Genomic DNA, 24,972 nt, shown 5'->3' on the forward strand with positions numbered 1-24,972 from the left:
CCGGGGCATTTGCTCGTTCATTTCGTTGTGTCGGAAGCTTATCTGGTCGGTGTTTCCGATGTCAAATCCGCTGTTTCGCGGTCTCTCGCCGGTCCCGATTCAGTTCTCGCTTCCCGCCAACCGTATCCGGTCCGCATTCTCGGTGTCAAATCCGCGGTAACCGCAGATATGATGTTCGCCGAGGTCACAGACCCTTTCAGGTCGGCGCCGCAGACGTTATCCGAACCGCATTTCCAGTGTCAAATCGGGGCCGAACCCACCATTTCCACAGAAAACCGTTCCGCACACACGCCTATCGGAACATATTCACTTCACATCTGATGGGAGCACACCCCAGCGACGCACCGCACCCAGGCGGTTTTAGTCAGGAGTGTGTTGTTCCCGAGGGTCGTACGCTACCCGATCAGTCGGAGCCGTCTTGAAGTGACCCCCTCAACAGAGGGTCAGCCTGTCAGCTGCGAATCAGGAGCACCGCAGTAACTTACCCGGTCCGTATCGCGGTGTCAACCCGCTCGACCCGGAGTTTCTGGCCGTACTGCCCGGGCTCTTCCGATCCCGGTCCGTTCGGCTTCCCGTGCGGCGGAGAGAAAGTTACGCAGCGCCGCACGGGAAGTCAAATCGGCTGGTCAGAGCCTTGCGGGACGATCTTGGGTGATCATCTTCAGCGGCCTCGTGGGCGGAGCCAGAGGGTCAGCGTGTCCGGGGTTCGACCGGTCTCCGGGTCGGCTCCGAGCAGGTCAGCGGGGTCCCGCGGCTCGGTGGACCCGAGCGGTACCAGGTCGTAGCCCCAAGTGCCGAACTCGCGCAGCACGGCGGCCGGGTCGTCGCCGAGCTCCACGGTCTGGCGCAGTGACAGCGAGCACACCACGTGCGGGCGGTCCCTGCGGAGCAGGCGGACCAGGCCGCCGAGCGCACGGTGACTGCCGCCCGGTGCGTCGACCTTCACCACGGACAGGCGCATCCCCCCGGTGGCGGGCAACGACTCCAGCTCCGTCTCCAGCCGGACGGCGCGCACGGTCGGTGCCTGCTGTTCCCCTTCCGCCGGTTCCCCGGCGGGGTGAACCACGACCCCACCGGTGAGGGCGGGCCGCACCTGGAGATCGGCCGGGGCGTCCCACGCCGCCGCGTCCACAACGGACAGCCGTTCGGCGACCGCGGGCGAGACGTTCACTCCGACGTTGTGCCGCAGCAGTGCCCTGGCGTGGGCGTCGGGCTCGACCGCGACCACCGCTCCACTGGTCCCGAGCATGTTGAGCACCCGGATCGAGTGGTAGCCGACGTGGGCCCCGATGTCGACGAACACCCCGTCCGGCTCGACCAGGGAGTCGATCAGCGCGGACAGCTCCGGCTCCCACACCCCGTTGGTCGAGAGCACCGGCAGCATCAGCGAGTCCTCGGCGGGCAGTCGCAGCAGACCGGCGTCTGTCAGGACCAGTGAGGTGCTCACTCCCTCTAACGACGGGTCAACGACTCCCGCGCGGTCGTGCTCGCGGACGACGATCCGGCGCAGCGAGTCCGCGGTGCGCAGGGCGTCGTTCGCCGCGCGGACCCCGGACTCCAGCCTCGCATCGCGTTCCCGCAGGGTGCTGACGACGCGGGACTCCAGCGAGTCGATGCGGTCGAGCGTGCGGTTGAGCGCGGAGGTGAGCCGGTCGATGCGCTCGGCGAGGGTGTCGACCTGCTTGTCGCGCATGGCGTCGCGTTCGGCGATGGACTCTTCGAGCGCCTGGAGGCGACGACCCTGGCTTGCCATGTCCGCACGGGCTCGGACCACTCCGTCGTCGACACCGATGAGCTGGTCGTCGAGCTGGCTCTGGCGTTCTGCCAGCTGGATCACGTCCGCGCGCACGTCGGCGATGTCGGCGCGGCCACCTCCGGTTCCGGCGTCCTCGCCCTGCCTGCGGGCCAGCTCACCCGCGGTGCGCTCGACGCCGTCGACCACGGCGGTCAGGACTTCGCGAAGGTGGTTGTCGTAGTGGCTGAGCACGCGGAGGACAGCCTTGCGCAGCGCCGGCGCACCGGGCGTGCGGCTCTCCGTCTCCACGTTCGGCTTGCGCAGAAGTGCGTGCCTGGCAACAAGAAGCGGGCGAAGTGGGTCCTCGGCCGGGCCAGGAGCCGGGGCGGCGTGCTGGGCTCGCCAGCCACGGTAGGCGTGTTCGACGCGGTCGCGGAGCTGCTTCGCGGTGCCGTCCACCGTGCGGCTGTGCGTCAGGTGCTCGCGGGCGGCCTTGCCGAGGCGGATCGTCGCGTCGGGGTCTTCAGCGACGGAGCGCATCAGCTCGACGGCCGCCTGGGCATCCGGTTCCGTGCCGACTCCGTGGCAGGGCACCAGCATGGCGACCTCGGGACTGAACAGCTCCGCGACGGCGCCGTGCTGCGAGGCGAGCACCGGCAGCGACATGCTCGCCGCCCTGGCCAGCAGCAACGATGTGCGGTCGGCTCCGTTGCCCTCCGCGCGGTGCAGCGAGACGACGCAGTCGGCCATCGCCAGCAGGTCGTCGGTCAGCTCGATGTCGGTGACGCGGCCGTCCGAGGTGCGCTCGATGAGCAGGATGCGGTGGTCGGAGGCGGTGGCAAGGCGCAGGCGCTCCGCGGCTTCCGGGTTGCGGGCCGCGCCGCTGACCGTGAGCACCAGCCGGGCTTCCTGGCGGTCCGGGAACGCGCTGAGGAACGCCGAGACCAGCCCGAGCGCGTTGCCCCTGCGCTCCGCGGTGTGGTCGACGGCGGAGATGAACACGACTCCGTCGTCGAGGCCGAAGCGGGCTCGGGCGGCCTTGCGGGCCGGGGCGTCGACCTCACCTCGGTCCGGCACCGGGAGGGAGAGCACGCGCACCGGCACGGAGGTCGTGTTCTGCGTCGCCTGGCGGGTGGCGTCGGAGAGGACCCACACTTCGTCCACTTCGGACTGCGTGTCGGTGGGGAGGCCGTCCGGGCTGACCGAGATCACGTAGCGGTCGCCCGGCACCGGGAGCGCTCCAGCGCAGCGCAGCACCACCGGGTAGACCGGTTCGTCCGCCGTGGGCAGGCCGGACGCGCGGACGGTCGCGCGCAGCAGCTCCGCCTCGGTCCCCGTGCCGACGACGCTCACACCGAGCTGGTCGACCAGGACCGGACCCGCGTTCGGGTCGAGGCGGGGGACGGCGTCCGGGTGGACGCGGCCGGTGGAGACCCCCGTGGTCGCGCACCAGGTGCGGAACTCCTTGGCCTGCGCGCCGAACGGGTCCGGGTACTGCCTGCGCAGCTCGGGGTCGTCCTGCCAGAGCGCGGCGCCCCAGCGCGAGCCGCCGGAGGCGTGCTGGTTCTCGTCGGCCGGTTCGCACGCCCAGCGCAGGAAGTCCGCGATGTCGGCGGCCGGGCCGAACGCGGGTTTCGCGGGCGGGACGCCGTTGCGCTGCTGGGTGCTGAGGCGGTACTCGCGGCGCAGTGCGTCGGGGACCGGGGTGCCGTCGGGCAGCGCCGCGAACGCGTAGGGGTCGCGCTCGCGGTTGTGGCCGACGCGGACGAGCTCGTTGCGGTAGATCGCGCAGAGCTGCGCCATCGGCGGGTGTTCGGACAGCAGGACGCGCGGGCGGTCGGCGATGTTGGCGGAGAGCAGCCAGGGTCGCTGCGGGTCGAAGCCCGCGAGGTGCACCGTGCGCAGCGGCTTGTCACCGACGAGCAGGCGGCCCTTGGCGTCGCGCCACGGCGGACGCTGGTCGATGTTCCAGATGGAGACCCCGATGCCGGGATCGCGCAACACCTCGTGCTCGACCAGCGCGGGGGCTCCGTCCAGGAACGCGCCCGCGGCGTCGGGGGCCTGGCGGACCTGCTCGGCCCACATGTTGAGGAAGGGAGCGGAGCCGGGCGCGACCGCGATGAAGCCCGGGTCGAACATGCCCGCCGTCAGCAGCTCCTCCGGAGCTGGTCGCATGCCGTCGCGGGGAAGCGGTTCGAGGACCCTCGGCAGCAGCACGACCGGGTTGCGGGCGATCGCGCCGAGGATCTCGTCGATCACCGTGTCCAGCACGAGCACGTTGGAGTCGAGGTAGAGCACCGGGCCCGCCTCGGCGAGCAGCCGCATCATCAGCCTGGGCTGCAGGACCGCGCGCAGCTCCTCCGGGGTGCACGCCGTCGCCAACCAGGACAGCTCGGCCGCGTCCACGCCGATGTCCGCCGGGGTGAGCAGGCCGGGGCCGACCGATCCCGGCTCGGCGTCCACCAGCAGCGCGACGAACCGGCCGCCGGGGTGCTTGGCGAGGAAGGCCCCACTGAGGAGCCGGACCGCGGGCAGGTCCGCGCGGGTGGCGACTGTGCACGCGTTCAGCACGGCCTGCGGTTGCGACTGCGGCTGCGGATCGGTGGTCGGCTCGGTCTGTGCGGGAACTTCAGTCACGTCCCAGAACCTATCCCGCACGGCACGTGTTCGGGGTCGGTCAACCGGAGCACAAGGACCGCCGCTCGGCTCAGGCTCACGTCACCGCGGCAGCGTCGGCAGGTAGCGCGGGGTGAGCCGCGCTGGTCGCAGCCTCTCGAAGCCGGCGGCGAGCGCGAGCAGCCGGGCGTCGGAGTCCCGGCCCGCGAACAGCGACACGCCGATGGGCAGCGGCCCCGCCGCACCCGCGGGAACGGTGATGTTGGGGTAACCGGCCATGGCCGCCGGAGCGCTGGAGCCCAGCACGAACGCGTCGCCTTCGCCGTACTCGGTCTTCCACGCGGGGCTGTTGGTCGGCGCGAGGATCGCGTCCAGCCGGTGCTCGGCCAGCGTCTCGTCGATCGAGCGCCGCGAGAGATCGGTCACCAGGGCGCGCTTGCGCCGGTACTCCGGGTCGGTGGTCGGCGCGGCGGTGAGGGTCCGGGTGAACAGCTCCTGACCGAACTTCGACAGTTCGACAGGATCCTTCGCGTTGAAGCGAACCAGCTCGTCCAGGGTCTTCGGGCCGCAGGAGCGGGTGGCGAGGTAGGCGGGCAGGTCGCGTTTGAACTCGCTGAGGAGCACGTCGAGGGAGTGCTCACCGGCCTGGTCCAGGTAGGGCGGCTCGACGTCGACGACCGTGACCCCGTTGACGCGCAAGAGGTCCACTGTGGAGTTGAGCACCCGGTCCACGTCGGGGTCGGCGCCGGCCCTGCGCCACACACCGATGCGGGAACCGCGCAGGCTCGCGGGCGCCGTGGCGGCGGGCCTGGCGCGCAGCGCGTCCAGGGTGATCGCGACGTCGACCACGTGCCGGGCCATCGGTCCGGCCGTGTCCTGCTCGTGGGAGATCGGCACGACGCCTTCGCCGCTGACCACTCCGAGGGTGGGCTTGAGGCCGACGACCCCGGTCGCGCCCGCCGGGCAGACGATCGAGCCGTTGGTCTCCGTGCCGATCGCGACCTGTGCGAGCGACGCGGCGACCGCGGCACCCGAGCCGGAGGACGAGCCGCAGGGGTTGCGGTCGAGCACGTGCGGGTTCGCGGTCTGGCCGCCGACACCCGACCAGCCGGAGGTGGCCTTGGTGGAGCGGAAGTTGGCCCACTCCGAGAGGTTCGTCTTGCCGAGGATCACCGCGCCCGCGGCCCGGAGCTTGCGGACGAGCTCGGCGTCCTTCGCCGGACGGCTGCCGAGGAGCGCGCGCGAGCCAGCGGTGGTGACCCCCGCGTCGATGTTGTCCTTGAGCAGCACGGGAATGCCGTCGAGCGGGCCGCGCAGCGCGTTCGACCTCCTGCGCCGGTCGCTCGCGGCGGCTTGGGCGAGCGCGTCCGGCTCGACCCGCATGACCGCGTGCACCTCGCGGTCGACGGTGCGGATGCGCCGGAGGTAGGCGCTGGTGAGGCCGACCGCGCTGAGCCGGCCGGCGGCCATCTGCCGTTGCAGCGCGGGGATGGTGGCGCTGTCCAGGTGCTCGGCGGGATCGGCCGCGGCGGCCGGGGCGATCGCGGTGGCGGTGATCGCGATCACGGCCGAGCTCGTGGTCAGGATCGTGCTGAGGCGGCGACGCATGGCCACCACCCCAGCCGCCGACCCCGCCGGGGTCAACCCTCGATCAGAGCATCGGAAGGTAGGTGCTCAGTTCGAACGGGGTCACCTGACGGCGGTAGTCGTCCCACTCCGAGCGCTTGTTCCGCAGGAAGAAGTCGAAGACCCCCTCGCCGAGGGTCTCCGCGACCAGCTCCGAGTTCTCCATCTCCGCCAGCGCCTCCGCCAGGTTGTACGGCAGCGAGTCGTAGCCCGCGGCACGGCGCTCGGACTCCGTCAGCGACCACACGTTGTCCTCGGTGGGCGGCGGCAGCTCGTAGCCCTCCTGCACGCCCTTCAGCCCGGCGGCCAGGATCACCGCGTAGGCCAGGTACGGGTTGCACGAGGAGTCGGGGCTGCGCAGCTCGACGCGGCGCGAGGACGCCTTGCCCGGCGAGTACATCGGCACCCTGACCAGCGCCGACCGGTTCGCGTGGCCCCAGCACACCGTGGTCGGGGCCTCGCCGCCGACGATGAGGCGCTTGTAGGAGTTGACCCACTGGTTGGTGACCGCGCTGATCTCACGGGCGTGCTTGAGCAGACCCGCGACGAACGCCTTGCCGGTCTGGGACAGCTCGTAGGGGTCCTCGCTGTCGTAGAAGGCGTTGCGGTCGCCCTCGAAGAGGCTGAAGTGGGTGTGCATGCCGGAGCCCGCGTGCTGCGAGAACGGCTTGGGCATGAAGGACGCGCGCACGCCCTGGGTGATCGCGACCTCCTTCACCACGTAGCGGAAGGTCATCACGTTGTCGGCCATGGTCAGCGCGTCGGCGTAGCGCAGGTCGATCTCCTGCTGGCCGGGCGCGGCCTCGTGGTGGCTGAACTCCACCGAGATGCCCATCGCCTCCAGCGTCTCGATCGCGTGCCTGCGGAAGTGCGGCGCGGCGTTGAGGCTGGCCTGGTCGAAGTAGCCGCCGCGGTCGGCGGGCTCCGGCGGCCTGCCGTCGCCGTGCAGCTCGCGCAGCAGGTAGAACTCGATCTCCGGGTGCACGTAGCAGGTGAACCCGGCCTCGCTGGCCTTGGCGAGGGTGCGCCGCAGCACGTGCCGGGGGTCCGACCAGCACGGGGAGCCGTCCGGCATGGAGATGTCGCAGAACATCCGCGCCGAGTAGTGCTCACCGTCCGGGGTCTCCCAGGGCAGCACCTGGAAGGTCGCCGGGTCCGGCTTGGCGACCATGTCGGACTCGTAGACCCGGGCGAAGCCCTCGATGGCCGAGCCGTCGAAGCCGATGCCCTCGGCGAAGGCCCCTTCGAGCTCGGCGGGGGCGACGGCAACCGACTTCAGGAAACCGAGGACGTCGGTGAACCACAGCCGGACGAACCGGATGTCGCGCTCTTCCAGGGTGCGGAGCACGAACTCCTGCTGGCGATCCATGAGGTCACCCTAGATGTCCCTGGCGGCTGTCGCGGGCACGCACCACCGGGTGGGATCAGCCCGAGCAGCGTGCGCCCTCCGCGGGCGCCCGCAGATCCACCAGGTAGGCGATGCCCGCGCTGTCCAAGCACGCGTTGCCGGACAGGAAGCCGGTGTGCCGCGTGGCGTCCTGGGTGAGCAGCCGCGCCCGGAGCACTCGGGCGAGCTTGACGCCCGCCTCGTACGGGGTGGCCGGGTCACCGGTGGTGGACACGACTAGCAGCTGCGGCAGGCCCGGCAGCGCGGCGCGGTGCTGCTGCGCCGTGACCGGGGCGGGCCAGAACGCGCACGCGTCGAGGTAGCCGATCACCGGCGAGCCGTCGTCGAGGAAGGGCGCGGCCTGGCGGTAGCGGCGCTCGACGTCGGCCCGGACCTCGCGGTCGGTGGTCCTGGCGTCGTCGACGCAGCGCACCGCGGAGAACGCGTCGTTGATGTTGGAGTAGCGGCCGTCGGTGCCTCGGCCGTTGTAGCTGTCGGCCAGCGAGATCAGCGTCTCCCCCGACCCCTTGCTCAGCTGGTTGAGCCCGGTGTTCAGGCTCTCCCACAGGGTCTCGGCGTAGAGGGTCTGGATCACGGCGGTCACCGCGTCGCCGTAGGAGAGCTTGCGGCCGTCGCGCACCGGGACCGGCTTCTCCGCGAGCGGGCGGACCAGGCGCTGGAAGACCTGCGCGGCTCGGCTCGGGTCGCCGCCGAGCGCGCAGTCGAAGCGCGGCGCGCACCAGCGGCTGAACGCGTCGAAGGCCTTCTGGAACCCGGCGCCCTGCGCGATGAGCTCGTCGTTGGGGCTCTGGTCGGGGTCGACCGCGCCGTCGAGCACCATCGCGCGCACGTTGCCGGGGAAGGTCTCGGCGTAGACGGTGCCGATGCGGGTGCCGTAGGAGTAGCCGAGGTAGGTCAGCTTCTCGTCACCGAGTGCGGAGCGCATGACGTCGAGGTCCTTGGCGACCTCGCGCGTGCCGATGTTGGCCAGGACGTCCGCCCCGGTGCGCTCGGCGCACTTCGCGGCGTAGTCCTTCTCCTCCGCCTCGGTCTTCGCGACCCCCGCGGGCGAGTAGTCCAGGTCGGTGTCCAGGCGGAGCTCGTCGCGCTCGGCGTCGGTGAGGCAGCGGATCTCGGGCTGGCTCGCGCCGATGCCGCGCGGGTCGAATCCGACCAGGTCGAAGCGCCTGCCGAGGTCGTTGTCCCGGACCTGGCCGACCATGCCCGCGGCGGCGGCCATGCCGGAGGCGCCGGGGCCGCCGGGGTTGAGGACCAGGGAGCCGATGCGCCCGCCGGGCTCGCTCGCGGGCCTGCGCAGCAGGCCGAGGGTGATGTCGCGAGCGGCGGGGTTGGCGTAGTCCAGCGGCACGGTCAGCCGGGCGCACTCGACGGTGCGGCGCTGGAAGGCCGCACGCTGCTCGGCGCTGACCGCGTACCCGTCGCAGGGCTCCCAGGTGAGCTTCTGGGAGTAGTAGCGCTCCAGTCCGGCGGGCACCACACCGGCCGGGCCCCGTTGTTCGACGTGGGGTTGCTGGGGTTGTTGGGGCTGCTGGGTCGCGGTGCATCCGGCGAGCAGCGCGACCGACAGCGCGCACAGAGCGGTCCAGCGTCGTGGCACAACGGGCATGCCGTGATCCTGCCGTTGTGCCGATGCTGTGACCAAACCTGGTCTCGAACAGTGTCCAGTCCGCCACCGAGTGCGCGAAGATAGATGGCATGGCACAGCTCCGCCTCGCACTCGCCCAGGTCAACGCTTGTGTCGGCGATCTCGTCGGCAACTCCAAGCTGATCGTCGAATGGACCCGCAAGGCCGTCGACGATGGCGCCTCGGTCGTCGCCTTCCCCGAGATGGCGCTCACCGGTTACCCGGTGGAGGACCTGGCGCTGCGCAAGTCCTTCGCGGCGGCGTCGCGGTCCGCGCTGGACGAGGTGGCCGGGCAGCTGGCCGCCGCCGGTTGCGGGGACGTGCTGGTCGTCGTCGGCTACCTCGACCACGACCACAAGGGCCCGCGCAACGCGGCGGCGCTGATCCACAACGGCGCTGTGCTCGGCAGGCTGGCCAAGCACCACCTGCCCAACTACGGCGTCTTCGACGAGGCGCGGTACTTCGTGCCCGGTGACACGCTGCCGATCGTGCGGCTGCACGGGCTCGACATCGGCGTGGTGATCTGCGAGGACATCTGGCAGGACGGCGGCCCGGTCGCCGCGCTCGGCGAGGCCGGTGTCGACCTGGTGCTGTGCATCAACGGCTCGCCCTACGAGCGCAACAAGGACGATGCGCGCGGGCCGCTGGTCGCGCGCAGGGCCGCGGAGGCCGGGGCGCCGATGGCCTACGTGAACCTGGTCGGCGGGCAGGACGAGCTGGTCTTCGACGGCGACTCGCTGATCGCGGCTCCGAGCGGCGAGATCCTGGCGCGGGCCCCGCAGTTCGTCGAGCACCTGCTCGTGCACGACTTCGACCTCTCCCCCGGCGGCTACGGCAAGACCGGCTCCGTCGGTGGTTTCGAGGTCAGCCGCACCGTGGTCAGCGAGACCCCGCTCGCGGCCTACGAGCCGCTGCCCGGCACGGTCGCCGAGCCGCTGCGCGAAGAGGCCGAGGTGTGGAACGCCCTGGTCACCGGCTTGCGGGACTACGTGCGCAAGAACAACTTCCGGTCGGTGGTGTTCGGCTTCTCCGGCGGCATCGACTCGGCCGTGGTGGCCGCGCTGGCCGCGGACGCGCTCGGCGGCGCCGCGGTGCACGGCGTGGGCATGCCCTCGGAGTACTCCTCGGAGCACTCGCGCTCCGACGCGGCCGACCTGGCGCGGCGGATCGGCGCGCACTTCCAGGAGCTGCCGATCGGCAGGCAGGTGGAGGTCTTCGTCTCGCAGCTGGGCCTGACCGGGCTGGCCGAGGAGAACATCCAGGCGCGCTGCCGGGGCATGACGCTGATGGCGCTGTCCAACCAGCACGGGCACCTGGTGCTGGCCACCGGCAACAAGACCGAGCTGGCGGTGGGCTACTCCACGATCTACGGCGACGCGGTCGGCGGGTTCGCGCCGATCAAGGACGTGCCGAAGACGCTGGTGTGGCGGTTGGCGCGGTGGCGCAACGCCGAGGCGGAGAAGAACGGCGAGGTGCCGCCGATCCCGGAGAACTCGATCACCAAGCCGCCGTCGGCGGAGCTGCGGCCCGGACAGGTGGACAGCGACAGCCTGCCGGACTACGAGCTGCTGGACGCGGTGCTCGACGACTACATCGAGGGGGACAGCGGCTTCGGCGACCTGGTCGCCGCGGGCTTCGCCCCGGAGCTGGTCGAGCGGGTGCTGCAGCTGGTCGACCGGGCCGAGTACAAGCGCCGCCAGTACCCGCCGGGCACGAAGATCACCTTCAAGGCCTTCGGCCGCGACCGCCGCCTGCCCATCACCAACGCCTGGCGCGAACACCGCGCCTAACCCCCTTTTCCGGCCATTCGCGGGCTTATGGACGCTTTCGCACGCTCGGCAAGGTCCATAAGCCCGCGAATGGCGTGTGAAGCGTGTCGCAGGGGTGAGCGGGAGGGGCGGGGGCGTGCCAGGGTGGGTGGGAACACCATCCGCAGACCCAGGGACCAGCCGTGAGGCGGCCTTGAGGGAGGACGGTCAACGATGACCAGCCATGTCCCGGTGGAAGAGCAAGCGCCGTACGGTGCGGGCGCCGAGCGCAAGCCCGCTCGTCGGGTCCGCGTCCACCACCTTCGTGAGCTCAAGCAGCGCGGCGAGCCGTGGCCGATGCTCACCGCCTACGACATGTTCACCGCGAAGATCTTCGACGAGGCCGGGATCCCCGTGCTGCTGGTCGGGGACTCCGCCGCGAACACCGTGTTCGGCTACTCCAGCTCCCTGCCGGTCAGCGTCGAGGAGCTGATGCCGCTGGTGCGGGCCGTGACCAGGTCGGTCAGCAAGGCGCTCGTCGTCGCCGACCTGCCCTTCGGCTCCTACCAGATCTCACCGGAGCAGGCGCTCACCACGGCCGTGCGGTTCATGAAGGACGGCCAGGCGCACGCGGTGAAGCTGGAGGGCGGCAGGCGGTTCGCCCCGCACGTCGAGGCGATCACCGCGGCCGGGGTGCCGGTGATGGGCCACATCGGCTTCACCCCGCAGAGCGAGCACAACCTCGGTGGCTACCGGGTGCAGGGCCGGGGCGATGCCGCGGAGGACCTGGTCGCCGACGCGCTCGCGCTCCAGGAGGCGGGGGCGTTCGCGGTGGTGCTGGAGATGGTGCCCGCCGAGGTCGCCAAGCGGATCACCGCCGAGCTGGTCATCCCGACCGTGGGCATCGGCGCCGGGCCGGACTGCGACGCGCAGGTGCTGGTGTGGCAGGACATGGCCGGGATGAACCAGGGCAAGGCGCCGCGCTTCGTCAAGCGCTACGCCGACCTGGCCGGGGCGCTCTCGCGGGCCGCCGGGCAGTTCGCCGCCGAGGTGCGCGGCGGCGAGTTCCCCGGTCCGGAGCACGTTTTCCACTGAGCTCGGCGGCGAAGGGGACCTCCCGCGGGAGGTCCCCTTCGTGCTACCGCGGCGGAGTGCCCGAGCCGAACGGCCTGCCGCCGAGCGCCTCCCTGCCGTGCGGCTCGTACCAGCCGCGCGGGTCCGGCCCCTGCGGCACGATCAGGCTCGGGTTCAGCTGGTGGTGGGTGCCGTAGTAGTGCCGCTTGATGTGGTCGAAGTCCACGGTGTCACCGAACCCCGGCGTGCTGAACAGGTCGCGCGCGTAGGCCCACAGCACCGGCAGCTCCGCGAGCTTGTTCCGGTTGGTCTTGAAGTGGCCGTGGTAGACCGCGTCGAAGCGGACCAGGGTGGTGAACAACCGGACGTCGGCCTCGGTGATCGTGTCACCGACGAGGTAGCGCTGGTCGGCCAGCCGGGCGGCCAGCGCGTCCAGCCGCTCGAACAACGCGGCGTACGCCTTGTCGTAGGCCTGCTGCGAGGTCGCGAAACCGCAGCGGTACACGCCGTTGTTGACGTCGCGGTAGACCTCGGCGTTGACCGCGTCGATCTCCTCGCGCAGCGTCTCCGGGTACAGGTCGGGTGCGCCGGCGCGGTGAAAAGCCTTCCACCGCAAGGAGAAGTCGATGGTGATCTGCGGGTAGTCGTTGGTGACGACCTTGCCGCTGGGCACGTCGATCAGGCTCGGCACGGTGTAGCGGCCGGAGAACGACGGGTCGGTCGCCAGGTACGCCTCGGACAGGTACCCGATGCCCAGCACGGGATCGCGGTCGCCGTCGTCGAGGGTGAACCGCCAGCCCTTGTCGTCGCGGATCGGGTCGACGACACCGAGGGAGATGGTGTCCTCAAGGCCGAGCAACCGGCGGACGATCACCGCTCGGTGCGCCCACGGACAGGCCAGCGAGACCACCAGCCGGTAGCGACCGGCTTCAGCGGGCCAGTCCGGCGAGCCGATCCGGTCGGTGAAGCGGTTGGCCTGGCGGACCCACTCGCCGCGCTGGGAGGTTTCGGAGCCGAACTGCGCTGTCGCCATGACACCTGACGATAGGGGCTGCCGTCGTGTCCGGCAGCCCCTCCGCCGGGCGGCGTCAGGAGCAGGTGAAGGTGGGTTCCTTGCGGCACAACACGATCGACCCCAGCCCGCCGCGCGTGGTGTAGCTGATCGAGACCGGGTAGGTGCCCCGCTCACAGCGGATCGGCGACGGGAAGGCGCTCGGTCCGCCCTGGCCGGAGCGGATCACCTGCACGAAGTGGCAGTGCCCCGGCTCGTCCACCGTGATGGTGCCCGCGACCAGGACCTCCCGGTCGTCCTTGCCAGGAGCGGCGCCCTTGATCTCGTACGCGCCACTGGCGACAGCCGAGGTTCCGTCCCGCTTGCTCCACGTGCCGGTCTCGGCGGCGGTAGCGGGCGTCGCGATGGTGACGGCGAGGGCAGCGGTGATCAGCGCGGTTGCCAGCGCTCGCATGGAACTCCTCAGCGGTTCAGCGCGGCGGACAGCTCCGCGTGCGCGTCCAGCAGCGACGGACCGTACCAAGTCAGAAAGCGACCGTTGACCAGCACCGACTCGGCTCCGGGGAAGGCTTCCGGGCCGTCGTCGGCGGTGAACTCGTACGGCTCGTCGGGCAACACCACCAGGTCTGCGACACCATCGCGGAGCAGCCCTTGGAGCTCGTCGAGCTTGGGACGCGGGTAGCGCTCCGCGTGGTCCGCGTAGGCGTTGGCGACGCCGAGCCTGCGGAGCACGTCGCCCGCGAACGTCTCCCGGCCGACGACCACCCACGGCTTGCGCCACACCGGCACGATCGCGGTCGCCGTGACCGGCGGCGGTTCGCGGTTCCACAGGCGCTCCGCCTCGGCCAGCCACTCCGGCTCCGGCCTGCCGAACGCCTCGGCCAGCAGCCGCCGGATCGAGCGCAGCGCCGCGGGCACGGTCGCCGGGGCCTCGGTCACCCACACCGGCACCCCGGACTCGCGCAGCGCGGCGACCTCCTCCGGCCGGTTCTCCTCGGAGTTGGCCACCACCAGGTCCGGCTCCACCGCGAGCACCTCGGCGACCTTCGGGTACTTCGAACCGCCGATCCTGGGCAGGTCGAGGTCCTCGGGGTGGCTGCAGTAGTCGGTCACCCCGGCCAGGGCGTCGCGGACCTCGCGGGCCAGCACCTCGGTCAGCGACGGCACCAGCGAGACCACGCGCCTCGGCCGCCAGGCCAGCTCGACCGGAGCGCCGAGGTCGTCGCGTGCCGCCGCCATCAGACGTCGGTGATGCGGACGCCCGCGTGCGCCTTGTAGCGCTTGTTGATCGCGATCAGGTTGGCGGTGAACGCCTCGACCTGCCCGGCGTTGCGCAGGCGGCCGCCGAAGACACCGCGCATGCCCGGCACCAGGTCGGCCAGCGCGCGGACGGTGTCGGTGGCTCCGCGGTCGTCGCCGAGCACGAGCACGTCGATGTCCACCTCGGCCACCTCCGGGTCCGCAAGCAGCACCGCGGAGACGTGGTGGAAGGCCGCGGTGACCCGCGACTCCGGGAGCAGCGCCTCGGCCTGCTGCGCCGCGCTGCCCTCCTCGACCGGCAGCGCGTAGGGGCCCTTCTTGTCGAAGCCGAGCGGGTTCACGCAGTCGACGACGATCTTCCCGGCGAGCGCGTCGCGCAGCGGCTCCAGCGTCTTGGCGTGGGCGTCCCACGGCACCGCGACCAGCACGACGTCCGAGCTGGCCGCGCAGGAGGCGTTGTCGGCGCCGGTGACGTCACCCCCGGTCAGCTGGGCCAGCTCGGCCGCGGCGGCCTCGGCGCGGGCCGCGTCGCGGGAGCCGATGACGACCTTCACCCCGGCCTTCGCCCAGCGGTAGGCCAGGCCCTTGCCTTGCGCACCGGTGCCGCCGAACACGCCGACGGTCAGCGAGCGCACGTCGGGCTCGGGCTGCTGGACGGCTTCAGTCACGTCGTTCCTCCGGAAATTCCACTGTGGACGGTTCGGCTCATGCGGCCTCGAAGGTGACCCGGCGCGCGGCGGGGTCCACCTCCAGCAGCCTGGCCATGATCCGCTGGCCCTCGACCAGCCCCTCGCCCCGGCACTTGCCGACCACGGGCGGGTCGAGCAGGAAGACCGTTCCGCCGGTCTCCCCACTGGTGCGCAACACCACGGCGGGGAAAAGTCTTCCGACCTGGCCGGCCAGTGTCCACGCCTCCGCCTGGTCGATGCACGCGCGCTCCACCTGGGCGGCCAGCCGGTCCGAGCTCTCCATCGCCTGCGGCAGCTCCGGCAGCGCCTCGCGCACCCAGTCCGGCACCTCGCGGCCCGCGGTCACCGCGAGGCAGACCTCGGTGGCGAAGCGGTCGACCAGCCTGCGCAGCGGCGCGGTGACGTGCGCGTACGGCGCTCCGATGCCCGCGTGCCCGCGCACGTGCGGTGGCGCGCCGTCGAAAGCCGTGTAGCCCGCGCCGCGCAGCAGCCGGGTGGCGTCGTCCAGCAACGCCATCGTCGCTGGGCTCGCCGGGTCCAGGCCGATCAGGATGCTCGCCGGGTCGGCGTCCTCGGCCCAGTCGATGCCCAGTGCGGCGGCCGAGCGGCGCAGCTCCACCACGGCCTGCTCCGGCGCGTCCGGCAGCGTCCGCAGCACGCCGACGTTCGCGTCGGTCATGATCCGGGCCGCGCACATCCCGGTGAGCAGCGAGATCTCCGCGTTCCAGGTCTCGACGTCCAGCCTGGGCCGGATCACCACCCGCCACCCCCCGTTGCCGTCCGGGGCGACCTGCTGTTCGGGGAGTTCGAGCTCGATCGCGCCACGCGCGGCGGCGGCCTTGCGGCGCAGCTTGCCGAGCTCGGGCAGCGCGGCGATGGACGGGTGCGGTGTGCCCGCCTGGATCGCGGCGTGCACTCCCGCGTAGTCCAGCCGGGCGACGGAGCGCACCACCGCCCTGCGCAGCTCGACCCGGGTCGGCTCGCCGTCGGAGTCCAGGTCGATGGTCCACAGCACCGCCGCCCGCTCCGCGCCGGGCAGCAGGCTGGACGCGCCCTCCGACAGCACCGGCGGGTGCAGCGGAACCGCCCGGTCGGGCAGGTAGAAGGTCTGGCCGCGTCTGCGGACCTCGGTGTCCAGTGCGCCGTCCGGGCGAATGATCACGCCGAGGTCGGCGATGGCGTAGTGCACCCGGAAGCCCGAACCGAGCCGTTCGATCAGCACCGCCTGGTCCAGGTCGCGGCTGCCGGGCGGGTCCACGGTGACCAAGGGCAGACCGGTGGCGTCGACCCGGTCCACGCCGTCGGGAACGGCGGCGGCGCGCTCGGCCTCGGCCAGCGCGGCGGCGGGGAAGGCGCCGGGCAGGGGGAACTCGGCACGGATGGCGGCGAAGGCCGAAGCGGACAGGGCGACACCGTTCTGGTCGCCGCCCGCCGCACTCAGCACAGGCCGAGCCTAACCGCGCCTTCCGCGGGCGCAGGTCGAAAAACCCGGTGAACAGGCCGTGGCGAACCGGTGTCCCTAGTCCTCGTCATCGGCCCACGCCCGGTCCTTCTCGTCGGCCTGCTCGGTGCGCTGCCGGGCGATCTCCAGCGCGCGCTCCGCCGTCGCCTTGTCCGGGTAGGGGCCCATCCGGTCGGCGCCACGACAGGTCTTGCCCTGCTCCGCCGCGTGGTGCTTGAGGCAGAAGTACCAAGCGTGCTCCGCGTCCACCATGGACCGAGCCTGACATGCGTGATCGGACATGTCACGCGTCCGGCAAGGTGATCGGCGGGCTCGGCCGGGACATCGCGGACACGGACCGCACCGCGGGCCCTAGCGGCCAGCGCCCCACGGCGGCATGGGCTGGCCGTGCGGGGGCGTCCCCGGCGGTGGCGGCTGGTGGCCGTTGCCCTGCGGGGCGTGCCTGGGCTGCACCGGCTGCGGGCCGGTGCGCGGCCCACCGTTGTGCGGCCCGGTGTTCTGCGCCATCGGGGGATGCGGGGTCGGCGCGGGCGGCACGTGCCCCGCCTGCTGCCGCGGGATCGGGTCGAGGCAGGAGACCAGCACCCGCTTGTTCTCCGGGTCCTCGATCCGCTCGCCCGTGCGCTCCCGGTAGACCAGCTCACCGGTGACGTCGATCTCGGCGAAGCAGCCGACCTCGGCGAGCTGGTCCTCGTCCAGGTCGACCAGCCGCTCGTAGCGCGAGGGGACGACCCGGTAGACCGGCCAGCGCAGGTGCCCGAACGCCTGGTGGAACTCGGCCATCAGGTGGGCCATCTGCTGCTGCCACGGCAACGGCATGGACTCCGCGAGCGAGCGCGGCAGCACGGCGTAACCGGGGTCGACGCCGTGCCGGGCGCCGTTGAGGTAGTCCCGCAACGGCGTGGACGACGCCGGTGGTCCCGCGGGCCGCGGAATCGGCTCGTTGTTGTACATCCCTGCCCCTCCCAAGTCCCCGCTCCGCGGGTCAGGCCGTCGGCCGGACGACGAAGTCCAGCAGGCCCTTGTACTGGTCAACGCTGACCCTGCGGACATCCTTGCCGCTGTACGGCGCCTCCACCATCTCACCGTTGCCCAGGTACATGGCCACGTGGTGGATCGTCGCGGGGTTGCGCGTGTCGTAGGCCCAGAACAACAGATCACCCGGCTGGGCCTGCGAACGGGGGATGTAGGCGCCCGCCTTCCACTGGTCGCGGGACACGCGCGGCAGGTTCACCCCGGCCTTGCGGTACGCGGCCAGCATCAGGCCGGAGCAGTCGTAGGAGCTGGGCCCGGTCGCGCCCCAGATGTAGGGCTTGCCGATCTCCGAAAGGGCGAAGTCGATCGCGGCCTGCGCCACCTGGGACGCCGCGGGCAGGGTCTCGCAGCTGATCGGCTGGACGTCCCCGGCGAGCTGGCTGATCAGGAAGATCGCCATCGACTCCCACCGGTGGTAGCGCAGCGGGAAGGCCGAGCGCTCCACCTTCTGCGCCGCGTCACCGGGCCGCAGGTCCTCCCAGTTCGGGATGCGTTCGAGGGTGTCGTAGAACCAGGTGATCTGCCACGGGATGCTCAACCGGTCCGACAGCGGCCCGTGCATCCCCCGGATCTGGAAGATGCCGACGGAGTCCCGGTCGCCGTAGGTCAGGTTGCGCAGCCCGGACTCGGTGCGCCCGGCCTGGATGGCGATCTGCCAGGCCTTCGCGGGCAGGTTCCGCTGCTTGCCCATGGCGATGATCATCGCCACGATCTGCCTGGACTCCTCGCCGAGACCGGCCGCGTCGGCCTCGCCCTGCGCGGCCCCGGAGGACGACCAGTTGCCGCCGAACTCCGACGGGGCGCAGTAGGACAACGCGTTCTGCTGCTTGCCAGCGCCACCGAGCAGCGCGGAGACCACGGCGATCGCCATGATCGTGCCGATGGCCGTGATCGCCAGAAACACGGGAACGACACGCCTCATGGCTACTCCACCGGCGTGTAGTAGGACACCCGCCAGCCCTGCTCGGGCACGCGGATGACGTAGAGCTTGATCGAGCCCTTGTCGGTGGGCACCGTCACCTCCACCGAGCTGGTCGTGGAGTTGGCACCGGTGGCCTTACCGGTCACCGTGGTCGCGGGCACGTTGGCCGGATCGACCGTGCCGAGCACCGCCATCTGCTCCTCCGTGCTGTGCTGGCGCAGCCCGGAGAGCCACTGCTGCGCGGTGATGCCGTCGGGGTGGTTGACGAAGGCCCTCGCCCACGCCTCCCCCACGGTCAGCGCCTCGGCGGCGGGTGCGGCGGGGACCGGGGCGGCCAGCGGGTTGGTGGTGATGCGCGGGGTGGTGACCGTGGGACCGGGCACCGCGCCGCTCGTGCCACCGCCCTGCGGGCGCGTCGTGGTGGTCTGTGCCCTCGGCTGCTCCTGGGACGCGGGCTCGTTCGGTAACAGCAGGCCGATCCCTGTCGCGATGGCGCCCACGATGACCAGGGAAATGACGAAATGGGTCGGCGAACGCAGGGGCCAGCCCCACAGCCGGCGGTAGACCGCGGTGCGGCCTCGGTTGGTCCGGATCGGCATCGGCGACTACCTCCTCTCAGCTCTCGGGCTCGTTGTCAGCGGGACTCACCGTCGCGGAGCTCAAGTCCCCGCGACGGCCGGTAAACCACCCATACCGGACGTCCCGCCACCGTTTCCATGTCGGAACGGCGTGGATTCGACACCGATCCGGTCGACACGGCGCTGGGCGCGGTGTCCAACCGGGACGGCACGACCACGGCGTCCTCGCCGGTGCGGTCCCAGCTGCGGTCGAACACCGACGCCGTGTCCACGATCCGGCTCCGCGCGGCGGGCAGTGCGGCGGCGGCCCGGTTGGCGCCGAGCGCGCCACCCCCTGCCTCGTGCAACCGCTGCCCGGAGCTGGGCAGCGCCCGGCCGTCCGCTCCGACGACCTGGCCCTGCACCGTGCTCGCGAGCTCGGCGACCGCTCCTCGCACGCCCCGGCCTCCCGCGTAGGCGGCTTCGGGCCGGTCCCGGTGGGCACCGCGGCGACGGCCCTCGACGTTCTGGTCCGGGTCCATGCCGCGGACCTCGTCCCAGAAGTCGTCCTGCGGCGTCCGCTGCCCGGCGCGCCTGCCTCGGAAGCGGGACAGGAACCCGGGCGGCGACGCGGGCAGCGTGCTGCCGACCGCGCCCACCGACAGCTCCACCATCTGCCACATCCGCCGGATCGGCTTGCCCACCAGGAGCAGAACCAAGGTCATCAACCCTGCGAGCACCATCTGCGTCAGCAGTGTGAGACCGCGAGCCGGGTTGAAGATCCATGTCAGCACCATGGTGTGCAGGCCGGCCAGCGCCGAGATGACGATGACGTTGAGCAGCGCGGAACCCACGGCGCGACCGACGTTCCGAAGGACGCTGTGGTGGATCATCGCAATCAGACCGATAAGAGGCCCGGTGAGAATCACGACCCGGAGCAGAACTTGCCCAAGAACGACGGCCGCCTTGGCCAAGAGCTGGAAGACCGAATAGCACAGCGCCTGGAAAACCGAGAGGAAACCAGCGCCCATCCGGCTGCCATCGACCCCCTGAAAATACCCGTAGGTGCTGCCCAGCTTGGCGGCGATCTCCTTGAACGCCGCCTTCTTCGCGTCCGGCGGCCCCTGGTCGGCCTGAGTGTTCTTCTCTTCTCTGGTCCAGGCTTGCGCGTTGAGCAAGTCGCGACCGAACTGCTGAGCCTGAGGGGCGTCGGCCGAACCGAACTCACCACGCTTCCAATTCTGGAAAACGACCTGATCGTGCAGCATGGTCGGCAGCGACTTGGTGTCATTGATGCCGACCTCGTTCAGGAAGCCTCCCTGGAGCTGCGAGGTCCCCTTGATCAACACGCCGTCCAGGACCTGGGTGTAGATCAAGGGCGTGAGATACGTCGCGGCTGCCAGCCAGATACCTGCGAGCGCCCACAAACCGCGTTTACCAACCGTCGCAAGGTCGCCCGTCCAGATGTATCGGAACATCAGGACGGCCAAGAGTAGGGCAACCAGGCCGAACAGTGGCGTATAAACCGAGTTGTAAAGGGCTACGGTGCCACTTCTGACAATCTCGTCCAAGGGTTGCATGACCGTACCCTCAGAGAGCAGAAAATGGAGACCGTTGGTCGCACCGACAAGGTTCTTGGCGATATTGAAGAACTGGTTTCCGGCCCAGGTGTCGATCACCGCATTGGGGTTGCGGATGCCCTCCGGACCACAGCCCAGGTCGTAGGTGTGCCAAACCAGTCCGGCATAGCCGTACTCGTTGTAGGCACTCCCGGCCTGACCTTCATGCGCGGGGTCGAGAACGCCGACCATGCCCGCGCCGGGGCGTTCCGGGTTGGGGGCCTCGGCGCAGCTGGAGGTCTGGGCCATCGCGGGCGCGCCGAAGACGACCTGCATGCCGACGATGGCGAGCACCACGAGCAGGGCCCGCCTGCGCGCTGCGGACCGGGGGAACGAGTCAGGTCGCCTGCGCCGGGCACGCCGGCGTGCCACAAGCAGCGCGACGGCGACCGCCAGCACCACCAGGGTGGTCATGCGGCGCTGTCCCGCCCAACACGGCTCCTGCCGCCCCTGTCGTCGGTTCCGTCCGGTCGTGGGTCGAAGTCGTCGGAGTCCAGGCCGACCTCGTCGAGGGCGGCCTCCAGCTCGGCGTCCAAGTAGTCCTCCCCGGCCAGGTCCGGAACCGCTGCGTTCACGCGTGCCTGGGCCGCGTCCTGGGCCCGTGCGGCGTTGGCGGTCTTGACGGCGTCGCCGCGGACCGCGTCCGGCGTGGTGTCCATGGCCCCGCGCAGGTGCGCGAGGTGCGGGCCGCCGAAGTCGATCCGGATGCGCTCCACGCCACCCGCGCCGTCGCCGAAGATGAACTGCCTCGGGGACTGGTCGCGTTCGGTGGCGGTGCGCACCCCGCCGGGGCGGCGGCCGAGGCTGGACACGACCTGCTCGTAGCCGGCGCCGACCGGCACCTTGAGCAGCCGCAGCGCGTCGGCCTGGGCGTTCTCGTCGTCGAGTCTGCCGACGAAGACCGAGTCCAGCAGCGAGACGAAGCCCTGGATCTTCAGGAAGTCGGCGGGGATCTGGGAGGACAGCAGCACCCGGACGTTCCACTTGCGGGAGTCACGGGCGAAGCGGTTCATCAGCACGCGGCCGGTCGGCACCTCGGAGAGGAAGAACGCCTCGTCGATCCAGACGCCCTTGCGCTGGTCCTTGGGCCGCTCGTAGATCGAGCGCTGGGTGAGCCACGCGGCGAGGTTGAGCATCTCCACGCCGAGGGACTCCGCGTCGGTCCAGTGCTCGCGGCCGACCGCCTCCTTGGGCAGGGTCAGCCCGGCCATGGTGAGCACGGTGAACCGGTCGTCGCGGGTCTCGGAGTACGGGTCGGCGTCGCGCTCGGGGATGAGCAGCGACATGCGCTCCCGCATCTCGTCGAGGAAGTCCGCGACCACCGTCGCGTGCTCGTGGTGCTCGGAGGCGTCGCGGCGCAGCGCGTCGAAGACCATGCTCGGGTCGGCGTTGGGCCGGCCGCCCACGGTGCGGACGGCGCGCAGCAGCACGATCCGGGTCTGCGGCATCCGCGAGACCTCGTAGGGCAGCAGCCCGGTCAGCACGTCCAGGACGAGGCGGCGGCGGGTCGCTGCGGCCAGCGCCTTCTCCCTGCGCCACGCGCGCTCGGGGTCCTCCTCGTCGAGGAAGTGGTCCAGCTGCGGCTCGGCGACCACGCGGTACGGGTTGAGGATGCCGGGCTGGGCGTTGAGCAGGTTGATCGGCCGGGCGTAGGGCCGCAGCTCGGGCAGGTCGCACAGCTTCGCCAGCGGGCCCGAGGGGTCCAGCACCGTCCAGTACGCCCCGGCGCGCAGCGTCTTGTAGACGATGCCGCCGCCGAGGAAGGACTTTCCGCCACCGAGGCCGGCCACCATCGCGGTGAGCCCGGAGGCGTCGCGGATCTCCTGCGCCATCCACGGGTCCCACGCCACCGGGCGGCGGGTCGCGGTGCAGGTCTCGCCGAGCAGGATGCCGCGCCGGTCGCCGACCTCGGCGGTCGCGGTGGGCACCGCCGATGCGGCCCAGATCACCGAGCCCCTGCGCAGGTAGGCGGCAGAGGCCAGCGGTTCGCCGGGGACGAACTCCCTGGCCAGCGCGTACTGCGACTCGGGGTGCTCGATGGCGATCTTCGGCTTGTACAGCTCGACCAGCTGCTGGGCCAGCCGCAGCGCGTCGCGCTCGGTGTTGCCGGACACCGACAGCCGCCACCAGGACCGGACCCGGGTGGCCAGCGCGGTGAAGCCGGAGGTCATCTCGTCGTCGATCTCCAGCACGCGCGCGGCCTGGCGGGCCAGCGACTGCGGCGGTTCGAGCTCGTGCTCGTCGGTGTAGTGCCGGACCTGCGAGCGGACCTTGTTCATCTGCCGCTGCAGCTCGCCCGTGACGTCCTCGGGCCTGCGCACGTAGATCCGGGCTGACCACTCCACGGAGGCGGGCAGCCGGTCGGCGCGCTGCACCCACGGGTCGTCGATCTCGGGGATCTGCAGGCCGTGCATCATGCCGACGGTGAGCACGACGACGTTCTTGGTGGTGCCCGCGTTGGAGCCGGTGCGGCCGCGCACGGTGACCGTGGGCGCGTAGGGCTCCTGGTGGAAGTCGGCGGCGTCGGTGAAGGACGCCAGGTCCTCCGGTTCCCACTCGGCCGCGGGCACGGCGGGCAGGTTGCGCGGCGCGGGCAGGCCCAGCGAGCACGACCGGTGCATCAGCCAGGACATCTCCTCGGCGGTGACCGGGCGGCCCTCCAGGCCGGCGGAGCCGATCACCTGGTCCAGGTGCTCGACCTCGCTGTCCAGCGCGACCAGCTCGGCGTCGACGGCCTCGGGGAAGATCCGGCGCAGCACGGGAGCGGCTCGCTCGACCGCGCGGTCCATCACGTTGCGGGTCTGGACCTGGACGCCGAGGTAGACCTCCTTCTCCGCCATGGAGCGGCCCATCAGCTGCTGCTGCTCGCCGACCATGTAGTCGTCGAAGGACAGCGCGCCCGGGGTGTCCGGCAGCCGCCCGACCGCGTTGTGCACGTGCGCCTCGGCCCACATCCGGATCGGGTACGGGCGGTTGGTCACCCGCAGGTGCAGCCAGCGGCCCTGCAGCTCGGCGTACTGCCCGGCGATCGCGTGGATCAGGTCCTGGCGCTGGGAGTCGGAGCGGAAGGACCAGCGCTGCGGCGAGAGCCGGTACCAGGCGTAGACGTCCTGGCTGGTGCGCAGCAGGTGGCCGTCGATGCTGCGCGCCGAGATGGACGGCGTGTAGGTCGGCACCGACTGCTCCCCGGGCAGCCTGCGACCTCTTTTGCTGTGCGCACGCTGGTCGGCCTTGCCGCGGGTGCCCTGGCGGTTGTGCCGGGACGAGCCGTCCATGCCGGAGCTGCGGTCATGGTTACGCCGGCGACGAAACACCGGGTGCCTCCTTGCTGCGGGTTCGGCGCGGCCTCCTGCGGCCCCCCGATGTCTGCTGCGCCGCCTGCTGCGGCTGCTGGGCCTGCTGCTGCGGTCCCGTCGACCTGCGCGAGGACCGCTTCCCAGCCGTCCCGCGCCGGGACCTGGTGTCCTGGGCGGCCTTGTTCCTGGCGGCGTTCTTGGCGGCCTTCTTCGCCGCCCGCTTGTTCTTCGGGCGCGGCCGCTCCGGGCGCACCCTGATCCGGGCGGCGCTGGCAGCGCCACCCCGGCCCCCCGTGGTCTGCCTGGGCGCGGTGAGCTCACGCACCCACATCGTGGTGACCGCGCCGAGCGGCCGCTCCTGGTTGATCCGCGAGCAGATCATCCTGGTGAGCACGATGGTGATGATCACCGCCCACGCGGTGGAGAAGAAGCTGAAACCGAAGCCCATCCGGCGTTCCACGGCGATGACCAGCAGGAACACGCAGATGCCCACGCCCCAGGCCACGTAGCGGGCTCGCCACGGGAAGGTGGCGCGTGGTGGACCGAGCCAGACGGCGTCGATGCGGTAGACCTCGTCGTCGGTGCGAACGCGCACTCCAGATCACTCGTCCGATCACTGGGTAAATAGCTGGGCGATCCACTTGCCGATGTTCACACCGGCGCCACTGACCGCTAGACCGACGATGGCCAGCGCCACGATCACGCCGCCGAGGCGGCGCATCACGCCCGCGTTGTCCCCGCGACCGCCGCCCAGCCAGAGCAGCAGGATGGCGACGACGAGCAGGAGCAGGGGGAGGAGGTTGCTCTGGATCCAGTCCTGGATACCGCTGGTCTTGATCTGCTGGTTCCCCTGGGCGAGGAAATCCAAGATCGTTGTGGTGTTCATTGTCCCTACTCCCGGGTACGAGGAGCTCTGCTCGATCACGAGTCCGGGCCGCTGGTCTGGTCCCGGCGAGTCCTACGAGTACAACATGCCGCCATCACGAGGTGTACTGGCTAGAGTGCCGTGCGTCGAGCACGAAGAGGTTCAACCGCCCGAAATACGTCCAATCCGACCACACACATCATGGTGTGGAGGCTGCCAGCGGTGAACAACCGACGCGGCTTTGTCCCGCTTGCCGCAACGTTTCACCCGCCTGCGAACACGCCGGTGACGGATCGTGTGCGCACTGGACGGGACAAGGATTTGCTTGCGCACACATCCGGGTGTGCGGAAGTCTGTGGAACGCGTACCCGCAAGCCTGTCCTCGGGGTTGAAGCCCATGGGGCGTCGATCCGGCGTACCCGGC

General features: G+C 71.1%; 20 protein-coding genes. 3 read left to right on the plus strand and 17 right to left on the minus strand.

The genetic code is table 11. From position 1 onward, the window contains the following. Positions 1–321: hypothetical protein (locus tag ACFFQA_RS34495; RefSeq protein WP_377861453.1), on the plus strand; the 321-nt coding region annotated here is incomplete at its 5' end. Positions 322–661: 340 nt separating this feature from the next. Here ACFFQA_RS34495 and ACFFQA_RS34500 read toward each other — a convergent pair. The 4 genes from ACFFQA_RS34500 to ACFFQA_RS34515 form a co-directional block, all read right to left on the minus strand. Further along, a complete protein-coding gene (locus tag ACFFQA_RS34500) occupies positions 662–4,372 on the minus strand; it encodes an FkbM family methyltransferase (RefSeq protein WP_377861456.1) in 3,711 nt (1,236 codons plus the stop codon). A gap of 81 nt (positions 4,373–4,453) precedes the next feature. Further along, the gene (locus ACFFQA_RS34505; RefSeq protein ID WP_377861459.1) at positions 4,454–5,959 is read right to left on the minus strand and encodes an amidase family protein; all 1,506 of its coding nucleotides are present in this window, start codon (positions 5,957–5,959) and stop codon (positions 4,454–4,456) included. A gap of 43 nt (positions 5,960–6,002) precedes the next feature. Beyond that, entirely contained in the window at positions 6,003–7,346 is a 1,344-nt protein-coding gene (locus ACFFQA_RS34510; RefSeq protein WP_377861461.1) for a glutamine synthetase family protein, read from the minus strand. Positions 7,347–7,401: 55 nt separating this feature from the next. Then, the gene (locus tag ACFFQA_RS34515) at positions 7,402–8,991 is read right to left on the minus strand and encodes an alpha/beta hydrolase (RefSeq protein ID WP_377861464.1); all 1,590 of its coding nucleotides are present in this window, start codon (positions 8,989–8,991) and stop codon (positions 7,402–7,404) included. 89 nt (positions 8,992–9,080) lie between these two features. On the opposite strand from ACFFQA_RS34515, the gene ACFFQA_RS34520 reads away from it, so the two are divergent. Then, a complete protein-coding gene (locus ACFFQA_RS34520) occupies positions 9,081–10,799 on the plus strand; it encodes an NAD+ synthase (RefSeq protein ID WP_377861466.1) in 1,719 nt (572 codons plus the stop codon). A 192-nt stretch (positions 10,800–10,991) separates the two neighbouring features. Then, positions 10,992–11,852, plus strand: a complete 861-nt coding sequence (gene panB, locus ACFFQA_RS34525; protein WP_377861469.1) for a 3-methyl-2-oxobutanoate hydroxymethyltransferase — start codon at positions 10,992–10,994, stop codon at positions 11,850–11,852. A gap of 43 nt (positions 11,853–11,895) precedes the next feature. On the opposite strand, the gene ACFFQA_RS34530 is transcribed toward panB, so the two are convergent. The 13 genes from ACFFQA_RS34530 to ACFFQA_RS34590 all read right to left on the minus strand — a co-directional run bounded on the left by ACFFQA_RS34530 (position 11,896) and on the right by ACFFQA_RS34590 (position 24,569). Then, a complete protein-coding gene (locus tag ACFFQA_RS34530) occupies positions 11,896–12,864 on the minus strand; it encodes a glutathione S-transferase family protein (RefSeq protein ID WP_377861472.1) in 969 nt (322 codons plus the stop codon). Between the two features lie 55 nt (positions 12,865–12,919). Further along, on the minus strand, positions 12,920–13,297 hold the full coding sequence (locus ACFFQA_RS34535) for a hypothetical protein (protein ID WP_377861475.1): 378 nt from the start codon (positions 13,295–13,297) through the stop codon (positions 12,920–12,922). An 8-nt stretch (positions 13,298–13,305) separates the two neighbouring features. Then, on the minus strand, positions 13,306–14,082 hold the full coding sequence (locus ACFFQA_RS34540; protein ID WP_377861478.1) for a helical backbone metal receptor: 777 nt from the start codon (positions 14,080–14,082) through the stop codon (positions 13,306–13,308). Beyond that, positions 14,082–14,771 (minus strand): NADPH-dependent F420 reductase, encoded by a 690-nt coding sequence (gene npdG / locus ACFFQA_RS34545; protein ID WP_377861481.1) that lies wholly within the window; start codon positions 14,769–14,771, stop codon positions 14,082–14,084. The genes ACFFQA_RS34540 and npdG overlap by 1 nt, the downstream gene beginning before the upstream one ends. A 37-nt stretch (positions 14,772–14,808) precedes the next feature. Continuing rightward, the gene (locus tag ACFFQA_RS34550) at positions 14,809–16,236 is read right to left on the minus strand and encodes an RNB domain-containing ribonuclease (protein ID WP_377861482.1); all 1,428 of its coding nucleotides are present in this window, start codon (positions 16,234–16,236) and stop codon (positions 14,809–14,811) included. Between the two features lie 75 nt (positions 16,237–16,311). Next, complete coding sequence (locus ACFFQA_RS34555) at positions 16,312–16,506, minus strand: hypothetical protein (RefSeq protein WP_377861485.1); 195 nt, start codon at positions 16,504–16,506, stop codon at positions 16,312–16,314. A gap of 99 nt (positions 16,507–16,605) precedes the next feature. Further along, positions 16,606–17,208, minus strand: coding sequence for a hypothetical protein (locus tag ACFFQA_RS34560; protein ID WP_377861488.1), 603 nt, complete (start codon positions 17,206–17,208; stop codon positions 16,606–16,608). 31 nt (positions 17,209–17,239) lie between these two features. After that, a complete protein-coding gene (locus tag ACFFQA_RS34565) occupies positions 17,240–18,211 on the minus strand; it encodes a C40 family peptidase (protein WP_377861491.1) in 972 nt (323 codons plus the stop codon). Positions 18,212–18,213: 2 nt separating this feature from the next. Continuing rightward, positions 18,214–18,810, minus strand: a complete 597-nt coding sequence (locus tag ACFFQA_RS34570) for a hypothetical protein (protein ID WP_377861494.1) — start codon at positions 18,808–18,810, stop codon at positions 18,214–18,216. A gap of 35 nt (positions 18,811–18,845) precedes the next feature. Beyond that, positions 18,846–20,801: a DNA polymerase family A protein gene (locus tag ACFFQA_RS34575; RefSeq protein WP_377861497.1), complete on the minus strand. Its 1,956-nt coding sequence runs from the start codon at positions 20,799–20,801 to the stop codon at positions 18,846–18,848. Further along, positions 20,798–23,662 carry an ATP-binding protein gene (locus ACFFQA_RS34580; protein ID WP_377862318.1) on the minus strand — a complete coding sequence of 955 codons (2,865 nt, stop codon included), beginning with the start codon at positions 23,660–23,662 and terminating at the stop codon, positions 20,798–20,800. Before ACFFQA_RS34580 ends, ACFFQA_RS34575 begins: the two co-directional genes overlap by 4 nt. A gap of 19 nt (positions 23,663–23,681) precedes the next feature. After that, positions 23,682–24,278: a hypothetical protein gene (locus tag ACFFQA_RS34585; RefSeq protein WP_377861498.1), complete on the minus strand. Its 597-nt coding sequence runs from the start codon at positions 24,276–24,278 to the stop codon at positions 23,682–23,684. A gap of 18 nt (positions 24,279–24,296) precedes the next feature. Next, positions 24,297–24,569: a hypothetical protein gene (locus ACFFQA_RS34590; RefSeq protein WP_377861501.1), complete on the minus strand. Its 273-nt coding sequence runs from the start codon at positions 24,567–24,569 to the stop codon at positions 24,297–24,299. Positions 24,570–24,972: the final 403 nt, after the last annotated feature.

It is taken from the genome of Allokutzneria oryzae (genome assembly GCF_042429765.1).
Taxonomy (GTDB): domain Bacteria; phylum Actinomycetota; class Actinomycetes; order Mycobacteriales; family Pseudonocardiaceae; genus Allokutzneria; species Allokutzneria oryzae.

Coding starts and splice junctions, on each gene's coding strand:
- ACFFQA_RS34505 (WP_377861459.1), bottom strand. CDS start 5,959: ATGCGTCGCCGCCTCAGCACGATCCTGACCACGAGCTCGGCCGTGATC.
- ACFFQA_RS34510 (WP_377861461.1), bottom strand. CDS start 7,346: ATGGATCGCCAGCAGGAGTTCGTGCTCCGCACCCTGGAAGAGCGCGAC.
- ACFFQA_RS34515 (WP_377861464.1), bottom strand. CDS start 8,991: ATGCCCGTTGTGCCACGACGCTGGACCGCTCTGTGCGCGCTGTCGGTC.
- ACFFQA_RS34520 (WP_377861466.1), top strand. CDS start 9,081: ATGGCACAGCTCCGCCTCGCACTCGCCCAGGTCAACGCTTGTGTCGGC.
- panB (WP_377861469.1), top strand. CDS start 10,992: ATGACCAGCCATGTCCCGGTGGAAGAGCAAGCGCCGTACGGTGCGGGC.
- ACFFQA_RS34530 (WP_377861472.1), bottom strand. CDS start 12,864: ATGGCGACAGCGCAGTTCGGCTCCGAAACCTCCCAGCGCGGCGAGTGG.
- ACFFQA_RS34535 (WP_377861475.1), bottom strand. CDS start 13,297: ATGCGAGCGCTGGCAACCGCGCTGATCACCGCTGCCCTCGCCGTCACC.
- ACFFQA_RS34540 (WP_377861478.1), bottom strand. CDS start 14,082: ATGGCGGCGGCACGCGACGACCTCGGCGCTCCGGTCGAGCTGGCCTGG.
- ACFFQA_RS34555 (WP_377861485.1), bottom strand. CDS start 16,506: ATGGTGGACGCGGAGCACGCTTGGTACTTCTGCCTCAAGCACCACGCG.
- ACFFQA_RS34560 (WP_377861488.1), bottom strand. CDS start 17,208: ATGTACAACAACGAGCCGATTCCGCGGCCCGCGGGACCACCGGCGTCG.
- ACFFQA_RS34565 (WP_377861491.1), bottom strand. CDS start 18,211: ATGAGGCGTGTCGTTCCCGTGTTTCTGGCGATCACGGCCATCGGCACG.
- ACFFQA_RS34570 (WP_377861494.1), bottom strand. CDS start 18,810: ATGCCGATCCGGACCAACCGAGGCCGCACCGCGGTCTACCGCCGGCTG.
- ACFFQA_RS34575 (WP_377861497.1), bottom strand. CDS start 20,801: ATGACCACCCTGGTGGTGCTGGCGGTCGCCGTCGCGCTGCTTGTGGCA.
- ACFFQA_RS34580 (WP_377862318.1), bottom strand. CDS start 23,662: ATGGACGGCTCGTCCCGGCACAACCGCCAGGGCACCCGCGGCAAGGCC.
- ACFFQA_RS34590 (WP_377861501.1), bottom strand. CDS start 24,569: ATGAACACCACAACGATCTTGGATTTCCTCGCCCAGGGGAACCAGCAG.